Genomic DNA, 11032 nt, shown 5'->3' with positions numbered 1-11032 from the left:
TTACTCCTGTTTTATATTTTTGTCAAGTTATTAAGTCCTATTAAATCTACTGATAAAAATAAAAAGACCACCTAATGCTGCTGACATTAGACGGTCTTTTAATAGCAGATCTTATATTTTTCTCCATAGCCTTTCTACACTTTTTAGCTCTTTACCTTCAAAAGTTAATTTATATATATCTGGCATGGCGAGGTTTTGCCAAAAAGAAAAATCATACTTCTTGTCAAAATAGTTCATGATTAACACCATTATATTTCCATGGGTTCCGATAACGACATTTTTACCCTTGTACTTCTCCAATAAATTATAAGTGGCTTCTACGCCCCTTACTTGAGCAACACTATTGGACTCCCCACCCTCCCATGAAAAGTTGAAATCCTCCCATACTTTTGTAATAGCATGATTAAAATCTTCAGCAGGGACTGAGGATAAAGTACGCTCTTTGAAACCATCAATAATTTCAACTTCGGACTTAATTTGTTGAGCTATTCCTTCGACAGTTTGAACAGCTCGTTTATACGGACTTGATACAACACTATCTACTTTCTCTGTTTTTAATAAGTTAGTAACGGTAGTTGCGTCACTAAATCCTCTTTCCGATAAAGGTCTATTTAATTCATCGGGTGTATATGTAGAGTGGGCGTGCCTAACAAAGTATAAAATAGTCAATTTATGTTCAACTCCTAATTTACGTTAAAAACCCTACTGCATCTTTCCCATCCATTCCATATACTGCAAATCTCCATAGCCGATCATCGGAAACGTGTCCATTAACTTCCGCAGCAATTCTCCGTCGGGCAGTTGCCGGTTTTGCTTGATAAAGCGCGTAACCGGATTGTCTTCCTTCTGCATGGCCAAGTACCAGTCAATTGCCTGATGCAGAACGGGCAGCAAACCGTCCTCCGGCTTCCGATGTTCAATCAGCACGCGTCGGTACACATCATCGTACCTTCCTAATGTAAGCTCAGTCTGGAGCACTTTGAACTCATCTTCCCGGAAACTATTCAGGAACACGCGGCCCTGATAGCCCGATTGTTCAAGAAAAGCAAGCACTGTCAATAAATTCATCTGGCAAAACATGTCCTCACCAAACCATAGAACAATATGTTTGTAAGTTCCCCTTATTAAAGGTTCCAACGGTGCAATCACATGCGCTTCATAAGCCTCCGGCGTTCCCCCATGCCCTGCTGATCGGATGTCGATGAAATCCTTACTGAACACCTTTTCCGCGGTTTCATGAACACACATCGCTTCATTGAACGGAGCATAGGCAGAATCCCCCATCATCTTCTTGCTCGAAAACTCCTCATACATCATCTGCCCGTTCAATAGGTTCAACACATCTTTTTCAAATAACTCGCCGGATTCGGCCTGCAACCTTGCTACTTCCTGCTCTCTACTTTGGTTCATCACATTCACCCTTTCTGTTATGTCCACAAGGAGTTTCGGAAATGACTGGACGGGCATACCAGTAAGCTGAAATTCGCGTGGGCTAATGCCGAATTCGGCTTTAAACGCACGACTGTACGCCTCTTGGGATGAGTACTGAAAGTCTAAAGCCACCTCAATGATTTTCCGCCGGACCATCAAATCCTCTATCGACTCATACAATCTCCTCAGCAAAACGTACCGCCTCAGGCTCATCCCGGTCGACTGATGAAACTTGAACGAACAGTAATAAGGCGAATACCCCATATGCGCCGCCAGCTCGTCCAACGAAAACCGTTGCCTCAATCGCCCTTCAATCCAATCAATCATCTCTTGAATATAATCATCCACCCGCACCCCTCCTGTCATAGACTATACCTCGTTAAACCTACCGTCGCTTGATATTTGTTGTGATTACAGACGGCATTCACTTTCTAATACATAATAGAATATCAAAAAAGAGAGAAGTGTTAGCCACTTCTCTCTTCAACCTCTACCGTCAGGTGACGGTTGTGAAATATAGTTATTTGTTGTGAGGACCAGCCTTTTCAAACCGGCAGAAGTTCCTCAAAAATAACTTCGCCCGTATTTGGAAGTTCTGAAGTTGAACCCAACAAATCACAAGGACGCCCAATTTTGTCAATCTTCCCGTCTTTTATTTTCAAAATACGGTCCGCAAGTGCATGTGCGTCATTTATATTGTGAGTGACAAAAACAGCAGTCGTATTCGCTTTTTTGAGAATCCTGCGGAGATCTTCCCTTATTTTAACTTGCAAATCTGCATCGAGATTACTAAACGGCTCGTCAAGCAGGATAAGTTCGGGTTCTGGAGCAATTGCTCGTGCAAGTGCCACCCTTTGTTGTTGGCCGCCGCTCAATTGATGTGGATATCGCTTTTCAAACCCTTCAAGTTCAACGAGTTCAAGCACTTCATTTACACGCCTCTTCTTATCTTTACGACTCATCTTCGAAAGCCCGAATAATATGTTCTCTTCTACATTCATATGAGGGAAGAGTGCATAGTCTTGAAAAACCATTCCAATTCCCCGCTTTTCTGGTTGGATGAATGTACGATCATCCATGATTTTTTTACCATTCAATGTGAACGAACCTTCATCCGGCATTTCAAGTCCCGCAATCAGGCGTAAGATTGTACTTTTCCCACTTCCGCTTCGGCCAAGGATGGAGATGACTTCCCCTTTTTCAATTGTAAATGAAATGCAGTTGACTGCTTTCGTTAATGAATTTGAATATGTAAAACTCAAATCTTGAATATCGATGAACATATCATTTCGGCTCCTCTCTTAGTAACTTATGGAAAATAATAATTGCAATCGCGCTTACCCCAACAATTAGTAATGAAGCTTGAGAAGCCTCCATGATCTTTTCATCACTGGCATACTGAAATGCTTTTGTTGCGAGTGTGTCGTAGTTGAATGGTCTTAAGATAAGCGTTAATGGGATTTCTTTTAGAATATCAACAAAAACAAGGACAAACCCACTAATAATCGCGCCCTTCATCATCGGAACGTCGATTTTGAAAAATGTTCGCAATCGACTAACCCCTAACATGCGAGAAGCATCGCGGAAATCTGTTCCAATTTTATCGAATCCAGATTCAATCGAATTGTACCCTATCGCAAAGAAACGGATGATATACGCACTGATGAGCATGAACAGACTAACGCTTAAGACAAGACCTGAATCGATACCAATGAACTCATAAACAGGAGCAAGAAAACGGTCAAGTGCTATGAATGTCGTGACGACCGCTACCGCGATCACCGCTCCCGGAATTGAATAACCAAGGATTGTCAATTTAGGTAATAGTTTCGCAAACTTATGATGGACGATACGGCTAAAATTGCCGACGATCAGCGAGAATACGATAATCAGTGTTGCGCTAAGTGCAGCAACAGTAACTGAGTTTCTCGTATAAACGAGGACCTCCCCCATTGGAACCTTCCCAAACGTCAGAATAACCCAATCCATCAGTTGAATGACGGGTACAAGGAATGCAATGCTAAAAATAACCAATGTATACATTGTAGCAAAGACGGCCGACTTTCCTTTCAATTTCACAAGAGGGAGTGGCCTAACTTTCGTCGTTGAATAACTGTATTGTTTACCGCCGCGCAGTATACGTTCAATGATAAGAATAAAAATCACAATACCCATGAGTGACGCTGCAAGCTTAATGGATGAATCAAGATCGCCAAGCCCAAACCATGTTTGAAAAATAGCTGTACTGAACGTTTGAATCCCAAAATACTTGACTACGCCATAATCATTTAGAACTTCCAATACGACAAGACTTACTCCACCAATAATCGAGACGCGAGATATCGGGATAACCACTTTCAAGAAAATTTCCCAAGGCCCTTTCCCAAGGGTACGGGCACTTTCAATTAACGACGCTGATTGATGAGATAAGAAAATTCTTGTAATCATGTAAACATAAGGATAGAGAAATAATGTATAAATAAAAATAGCGCCCGGTACATTCATAATGTCAAAAAAAGAGGGATTAGGCACAATTTCAAACTGGTTACGGAGTGTTTTTTGGATGACACCCGTGTAATTAACGATGCCATGATACGTGTAAGCACCGATAAATGGCGGGATCGACAAAGGAAGGATGAGTGCCCATTTCATGAAACTCCTTAGCGGAAAATCATATTGGGCAATAAGCCAAGCAAGGCTCAGACCAATTACAACTGTAAACATTGCTGTAAAAAAAACGAGTGTCAATGACGATTTTATATAATTTACGAGCATGTATTCCTTAATATGCGCCCAGTTTTCACTTGCTGATGAAAAGATACCTGTCACAATCGAGACATTTGGTATAAACAGCAAGATAATTATAAGTATTGCTCCGATTGTCCACCCATTCACGTTCGCCAAATACCTGTTCATGACAAATCCATCCTTTATCTTTTCCGCAATAAGCCCCTTACCGCAATTGCGGCAGGGGGCCTACACTTTATTTCCAGCCGACTTCGTTAAAAATCATAATCGCTTTCGCGTTGTTCTCTCCAAGAGTCGATAACGGAATATCTTGTTCTTTGAATTCACCCCAAGATTTCAGGAGCTCAGAAGGTTCAACATTGTTATTCACCGGGTATTCATAATTCGCTGAAGCAAACTTAGCTTGCGCTTCTTCCGCGGTAAGGAATTCAAGTAATTTTAATGCATTCTCAGCATTTTTTGATCCTTTTACTACACCCGCACCGCTTATATTCACATGTGCGCCAGTTGTTTCCTGGTTCGGGAAGAATACGCCAAGATTCTCAGCTACTTTCACTTCTTCCGGTTCTTGCGAGTTAAGCATTTGACCGAAATAGTACGTGTTCATAATCGCAATATCGCCAATTCCTGCGGCAATTGCTTTCGCTTGATCCCGGTCGCCGCCTTCAGGATTTCGAGCAAAGTTGTTAACAATACCTTGTGCCCATTCTTTCGCTTTCTCTTCTCCATTTATTTCAATGAAAGAAGCTAAAAGTGATTGATTATAAACGCTTTCCGAAGAGCGAACAAGAACTCGCCCTTTCCACTGATCTTCAGTAAGAGCCTCATATGTAGATAAATCCTCAGGCTTTACTTTATCTTTATTATACACTAAAACACGAGCCCGTTTCGTCAAACCTACCCACATATCATCAGTATCCCGATAATTGGATGGCACTTGTTTTGATAATATGTCACTTGACACCTCTTGAAGCAATCCATCTTCTTTTGCCCGGAAAAGCCTACCAACATCTGCTGTCAATAGAATGTCTGCTTTCGTCGCAGTTCCTTCACGCTTAATCCGCTCAATCAATTCGTCTGCTTCACCTTTAATCACATTTACTTTAATGCCCGTTTCTTCTTCGAATTTCTTATACAATTCATTATCAACATCATAATGCCTGCTTGTATATAAGTTCACTTCACCTGTTTTTACCTCTGACCCTGTTTTTGCAGCCTCATTTTTTGTATTAGTGTTATTTGCACTGCTGCATGCCGATAATACAAGCATCATAGCTACAACAAGAAAAATCATACTTCTCTTCATACATGTTCATCCCCTAACTTCATTTAACTGAAAATGATTCTCAATATCATTGATAATATAATGAATTGCTTTGGGCGTCAAGAAAAACCAATACAATTTCTTTTAAAAAATTTCGCCAAGAAAGTATCCTTTCCCCCATTTCAAGTCTATATAGTATGTGAAAGGAGGGGAAAGCAGATGGCGACACTCGAATTCAGAAATGCAGTTGGTAAGGTGTATTTCAATGGTGGGATGACAGAGGGCGGGAAATTGATCCGCAAATCGAAATCCTATCGTGGCATTGCAGAAGGGGCGACGGCTGACAACCTATACAAAGCCCTTGAGCAATTGGCACAGCTCTCCGAATATCCATTTATCGGAGCAGAAAGGCTGGAAACAGCAGACATTATGAACTAAGTAGAAATTAGTAATTAAGTAGAAAGGAGAGATGAGGAATGGCAAAATCGTTACAATTGAACTTTTATACGGCCGCCGGAAAACAAACTTCACTCACAGTGGACGAGCCACGCGCTAATTTGACACCGGCCGAAGTGGAGGCAGCCATGCAGGAAATTATCGATTCTCAAGTGTTTGAAGTCGATGGTTCTTTTCTTGCAACCGTGAAAAGTGCTCGCATTATCGAACGTACCGTTGAAGATGTTGTAAAAGCATAATTAAAAAAACGGCTCTCCAGCCCGGCTGGGGAGCTTTTTCTTTACATTAAAATTGGAGGAGGCGAATTCAAAATGGAACAATGGCTAACTTTCATACAGCAAATCGGATTTCCGATTTTTGTATCCTTTTATCTCTTGCACCGGCTTGAAACGAAACTCGAGGCCATACACAACGCGCTTGTTTCATTGAAAGTGAAGTAGACTTCACTTTCAGGTAGTGAAATTTGTCAGGTTCTGAACCAATACAAAATTGGAGAAGAACCTGACATTGAGTACAGCTTTATTATTTTACAATTGTGTCCTCATTAGCTGCAGAGAAAAAACCCCGACAGGCAGGGTTCTCTTTACTCTTTATTCTGTGATGATCAATACGGTTATAATAGCTTCCCCGTATTCCGCATCGATTGCGTAGCCGACACCGATCCGATTGCTACCGGCGTGCAGCAGAATCCTCTTATGTCCTGGACTGTCCATAAGTCTTGAAACGGCTGACAAGGCATCTAAGTCCACCGATTGATGGCGGTAGGAGTTGACCAGCGCTTCCCCGGAACTTGTGTGCTTGATGTTGTAGGCCTCCAACGTTTCAGTGTAGTAACCGTGTACAGGCGATGCGTGATCGAAGTAGTCATTGTCCACCATGTCTTGGCTTCTGAAATTCCCGGCATATTGAAGATCTTGGTGGAATGTCAACGGGCTGACTCCTGCTTTTACACGTTCTTCGTTAATATACTTGATCACAGCCGCAGAGAATTCTGTGTTACCCGGAAGAAGCGGCATGTTCGATTCAGGCTGTGGTTCTGGTTTTGGTTCAGGCTTCGGCTCAGTCTGTGGTTCTGGTTTCGGTTCAGGTTTTGGTTCAGGTTTTGGCTCTAACTGTGGCTCCGGTTTCGGCGCCGGGTTCACGACAGGTTGTCCGTTTGCCTTGTAATCCAACGTGCGTTTGATGAAGGCAGCGAGTTGCACACGGGTCACCGGGTCGTTCGGTGCAAATGTCGTATCCGAAGTGCCTGTCGTGATGCCTGTTCCGGCTAACGTCGAAACATAACCGGATGCCCAATGGTTCTCCGGGACATCCGCGAACGTTTTGCCCACAGCACTTTCAAGTTCGAAGGCTTCTACAAGCACTTTCGCCATCTGAGCACGGGACAACGGTGCTTGCGGCTGGAAGTTGGCGGCTTTTGAGAATACGCCTTTCTCCACCAATGCAGCAATGTGCGGATACCCGTTAGTCTTCGTTGACACATCCAAGAAGCCCGGGTTCTTCACGTTCGCCGTGGAAAGATCCATTGCTCTGCCAATCAACATCGCACTCTGAGCTCGATTGACTGTGACCTGCGGCTGGAAGGTTCCGTCCGGATACCCGTTGATGATCTTCTTGTCCGTCAACTCCTTGATGGCAAGATACGCCCAATGCGTCTCCTTAACATCCTTGAACTTGCTTGTTGCTTCCGCAGCAGAAGCGAATGCGGAGAACACCAACAGTAGTGCGACGAACGGAATGCTGAACATTTTAATGAATCTCATAAACAAACTCCCCCAATTATGTAGTTGCCTATCAATCTAACACTTCAATTTGACTATCCCTCTTGTAACAATTCCTGTCGAAATAACAGGAAAATAGAACTACATCATAGTATACTTTACTTAGAAAAGGGGCGCAACGAGTTTTTTACAAAAATATCCAACCCCGTAATCCCAAAGTCAACAGCTTTCATTTTCTTGCATTGAAAAAGTTACCTACACCTGAAATGTTGGGTGACACTGTATATTTGTCCAGTGCAAGACGAGACTAATCATATCTTGCATGGATGAGGTGAATTATGACCATTGTGCGACTTGGATATGTGGCGATGAGCATGGAACTGAAAAATGCTTCTCCGTCTAAAACAATGACGTTCACGCAGTTCCAAAAATACGATGACCGTGAAGCCGCTATCCGTAAATTGGAACGGATTGCACTGGAGAACTTGGAAAATACACATCGGTTATTGAAAAACAATTACTTTAATGAAGTCCACTTCTATCGCTTCAGCTCCAAACTAATCCCGTTAGCGAACCATGAAGCCCTTTCCGGTTGGGATTTTATGAAGCCATTGAAAGAAAAGTTAGCTGAAATCGGTAGTTTTGTACAAGAGCATAAGATGCGGGTTGATTTTCATCCGGATCATTTCGTCGTTTTGAATTCCCCGAAAGCGGATGTCCTGATGAATTCAGTGGAAAACTTGAAGATGCATTACGTACTTTTGAAAGGCATGCAATTAGACCCGATGCATCGCTGTGTTCTCCATATTGGCGGCAACTACAAAGACACCAAAAAATCATTGGAGCGTTTTCTCACGAATTGGAGTGATGTGCCGGTGGCCATTCAAGAAATGATCATGCTGGAAAATGATGATACATCTTTCACATTGGATGACACGCTTTATCTCTGTGAGAAATTAGGACTTCCGCTGATTTTTGATTATCATCATCATTTGGCACACCACCGCAATGAAAACTGGCAAGAGAATTGGGACCGCGTCGTAGCGACGTGGACTGCTTCACCTTTTCCAATAAAGATGCATATTTCCAGTCCAAAAAGTGAAGACAAATTCCGCCACCATTCAGATTTTGTCGATGTGGACATGTTTTTCAGGTTTTTGGATGAAGTGAAAGGCACTGTTCCACAAATTGACTGCATGATTGAAGCAAAACAGAAGGATAAAGCGCTTTTTACGTTGATGAAGGAGATCAGAAAAAGGGGTAACATTGAAATCATCGATGGCTCGACGTTTAAATTGTCGTGAATAGTGAGGTTGCGGGGAATATCGATTATTCCCCGGAAGTTCTCAAGGGGTACAAGGTTTTAGATCAATTCGAAATTCAATGAGAACCTATTATCTGAGATTACTCTATGTGTTATTATTAGGGTTAAATCGATTAACTACATAGTAGCAACACAGAAAATGGCAATAATTAGGATGATGCCGTTTTGTATTTTTGAACTAAATAGAGGAGGTCTACAAATGAATAATAATGATCTATTAATTCGTTTACGATACGCTTTAGATTTTTCTAATAATGAGATGGTAGACATTTTTAAACTTGGTGGCATTGAGGTTACAAAAGAGGAGGTTTTACTGCTACTGTCAAAATCAAATGAGGATGAAACTGAAAATGAAATGCAAATGAAGTGTACGAATCAACTGTTGGATTCATTCTTAAATGGCCTAATTATTTATAAAAGAGGAAAACAAGAACCGAAATCAGGAAAACCTCAAGGTCCAGTATCTGTCATGACGAATGAAAATGTTAATAATACCCTTCTAAAGAAAGTGAAAATAGCTCTTGAGTTAACAAGTGAGGATATGCTTGATATTTTAGAAGATGCAGGAGTCATCATATCTAAAAGCGAGTTAAGTGCTGTATTGAGAAAAGAAGGACACAAGAATTATAAACCGTGCTTGGATCGATACGCTAGGAACTTCTTAAAAGGATTAGCTATAAAATATAGGGCCTAATGTAAGGTGCCTATTTAGTGTGAGTAAAAAGGCCAGGTTCTGAAACTCAATAAGAACCTGGCACCAAACACTATTGTTTAATTTGCTGAGAACCTACCAATGCAAACAATTTTATTCAGACATTGTGTTGCCTGTGACATTTAGACACCAAGTGAAATTTTCCCAAGCGGAATACCAACCGGTGAAAAACTCGTGTGAATCATCCCAACGAACCTCAAATTTCTTATGGCCATCTATCTCCACCAAATACAACCCAAGGGTAGTATCCACCTTCGAACTCGCTAATTTCATGCCGTTTTGGCGTTCTTCATCTGTAAACGGTACATCTGAAACCGAACGGATCTGTGCTTGTTCAAATACTTTCTTGTTACTGATTCTATAATCCATAATTAGCCTCCACCAACTCATTTACTCTAAATCAGTTCATTCATTTTCTGCAATTCATTTTAGTGCAGAGATATATTTTATATGTATTTAACGATGAAATCAAAGCGGAAGGCTATTGGATTGTAAAATAAGTGAAGGGTGTTAGGTTCTAAAACAATTCGAAATTCTTCGAGAACCTAACACCCGGAATTCAGTTATAGGGCAGCAATACGGTCACGATCGCTTTCCGTTAGTTCAAAGTCAAAAATAGTTAGGCATTGTGCTTGGCGATCTTTATTATGTGACTTAGGAATGACGATAACATCACGTTCAATTTGATATCGTAAAACAACTTGTGCGTATGTTTTTCCGTATTGGTTACCGACTTCTTCAAGAACCTGCTTTGCATTTTCATCGATACCGCGTAATGGAGACCATGCGACAGTTGCAATATCATTCTTTTTATTATAAGCAATCAACTCTTCATTCCACGTTCCGACTTGAGATTTAATTTGGTTAACAGCTACTTTAATGTTGCCATTTTCAAGAAGTAAGTCAAGATGCTCTTTTTCAAAATTGGAAACACCAATTGACTTAAACACACCGCGGTTATAGTAGTCTTCTAAAATACTCCAAGCCTCCAAGATTTCAGCATGATTATCCCATGGTTTATGGATAAGGAATAAATCGATATAGTCAGTTTGTAATTTCTCTAAGCTTTTTTCAATTTCAGCATGAGCCCAGTCTGCACCACCGAAACCTTCAAATGTTTTCAGCTTCGAAGTGATAAAGAAATCTTCACGTGGTAGAGAGGATTTCTTTAACCCATTTCCAACGACTTCTTCATTTAAATACAATTGAGCAGAGTCAAAATGACGGTAACCGTTTTCAATTGCCCAGTCAATTTCTTGAGTGTCTCCTCTTAGGGCACCTGAGTATTGGTTTCCCTCTTTGCCATAAGTATTTGTACCACTACCGACGATTGGAATTTCAACGCCATTCGTTAATTTAATATACTTCATCTCAAT

At 41.3% G+C, this 11032-nt stretch carries 13 protein-coding genes; 5 read left to right on the top strand and 8 right to left on the bottom strand.

What is annotated here, in order from left to right; genetic code table 11:
• Positions 1-111: 111 nt before the first annotated feature.
• From P5G49_RS12260 to P5G49_RS12240, 5 genes are all read right to left on the bottom strand, one after another.
• The gene (locus P5G49_RS12260; protein ID WP_301244170.1) at positions 112-669 is read right to left on the bottom strand and encodes a histidine phosphatase family protein; all 558 of its coding nucleotides are present in this window, start codon (positions 667-669) and stop codon (positions 112-114) included.
• Between the two features lie 33 nt (positions 670-702).
• Positions 703-1779 carry a helix-turn-helix domain-containing protein gene (locus P5G49_RS12255; protein WP_301244169.1) on the bottom strand — a complete coding sequence of 359 codons (1077 nt, stop codon included), beginning with the start codon at positions 1777-1779 and terminating at the stop codon, positions 703-705.
• Positions 1780-1976: 197 nt separating this feature from the next.
• A complete protein-coding gene (locus P5G49_RS12250) occupies positions 1977-2714 on the bottom strand; it encodes an ABC transporter ATP-binding protein (protein ID WP_301244168.1) in 738 nt (245 codons plus the stop codon).
• 1 nt (position 2715) lies between these two features.
• Positions 2716-4347 (bottom strand): ABC transporter permease, encoded by a 1632-nt coding sequence (locus tag P5G49_RS12245; RefSeq protein ID WP_301244167.1) that lies wholly within the window; start codon positions 4345-4347, stop codon positions 2716-2718.
• Between the two features lie 67 nt (positions 4348-4414).
• Positions 4415-5485: a Fe(3+) ABC transporter substrate-binding protein gene (locus tag P5G49_RS12240; protein WP_301244166.1), complete on the bottom strand. Its 1071-nt coding sequence runs from the start codon at positions 5483-5485 to the stop codon at positions 4415-4417.
• Positions 5486-5662: 177 nt separating this feature from the next.
• Between P5G49_RS12240 and P5G49_RS12235 the strand changes: the two genes are divergently transcribed.
• From P5G49_RS12235 to P5G49_RS12225, 3 genes are all read left to right on the top strand, one after another.
• Positions 5663-5881 (top strand): DUF1659 domain-containing protein, encoded by a 219-nt coding sequence (locus P5G49_RS12235; RefSeq protein WP_301244165.1) that lies wholly within the window; start codon positions 5663-5665, stop codon positions 5879-5881.
• A 38-nt stretch (positions 5882-5919) separates the two neighbouring features.
• Entirely contained in the window at positions 5920-6138 is a 219-nt protein-coding gene (locus P5G49_RS12230; protein ID WP_301244164.1) for a DUF2922 domain-containing protein, read from the top strand.
• A gap of 72 nt (positions 6139-6210) precedes the next feature.
• The gene (locus tag P5G49_RS12225; protein WP_283732055.1) at positions 6211-6339 is read left to right on the top strand and encodes a YvrJ family protein; all 129 of its coding nucleotides are present in this window, start codon (positions 6211-6213) and stop codon (positions 6337-6339) included.
• Positions 6340-6489: 150 nt separating this feature from the next.
• Here P5G49_RS12225 and P5G49_RS12220 read toward each other — a convergent pair whose 3' ends face one another.
• The gene (locus P5G49_RS12220) at positions 6490-7662 is read right to left on the bottom strand and encodes a CAP and S-layer homology domain-containing protein (RefSeq protein WP_301244163.1); all 1173 of its coding nucleotides are present in this window, start codon (positions 7660-7662) and stop codon (positions 6490-6492) included.
• Between the two features lie 296 nt (positions 7663-7958).
• Between P5G49_RS12220 and uvsE the strand changes: the two genes are divergently transcribed.
• Both uvsE and P5G49_RS12210 read left to right on the top strand, forming a co-directional pair.
• Positions 7959-8924 (top strand): UV DNA damage repair endonuclease UvsE, encoded by a 966-nt coding sequence (gene uvsE, locus P5G49_RS12215; RefSeq protein ID WP_301244162.1) that lies wholly within the window; start codon positions 7959-7961, stop codon positions 8922-8924.
• A 219-nt stretch (positions 8925-9143) separates the two neighbouring features.
• Positions 9144-9638 (top strand): YehS family protein, encoded by a 495-nt coding sequence (locus tag P5G49_RS12210; RefSeq protein ID WP_301244161.1) that lies wholly within the window; start codon positions 9144-9146, stop codon positions 9636-9638.
• A 111-nt stretch (positions 9639-9749) separates the two neighbouring features.
• Here P5G49_RS12210 and P5G49_RS12205 read toward each other — a convergent pair whose 3' ends face one another.
• Together P5G49_RS12205 and P5G49_RS12200 are read right to left on the bottom strand one after the other, a co-directional pair.
• A complete protein-coding gene (locus P5G49_RS12205; RefSeq protein ID WP_301244160.1) occupies positions 9750-10025 on the bottom strand; it encodes a hypothetical protein in 276 nt (91 codons plus the stop codon).
• Positions 10026-10219: 194 nt separating this feature from the next.
• On the bottom strand, positions 10220-11026 hold the full coding sequence (locus P5G49_RS12200; protein WP_301244159.1) for an aldo/keto reductase: 807 nt from the start codon (positions 11024-11026) through the stop codon (positions 10220-10222).
• Between the last annotated feature and the right edge of the window lie 6 nt (positions 11027-11032).

The organism is Sporosarcina highlanderae (assembly GCF_030433715.1).
GTDB classification, from domain to species: domain Bacteria; phylum Bacillota; class Bacilli; order Bacillales_A; family Planococcaceae; genus Sporosarcina; species Sporosarcina highlanderae.
This window is presented reverse-complemented; position numbering and strand designations above follow the sequence as displayed.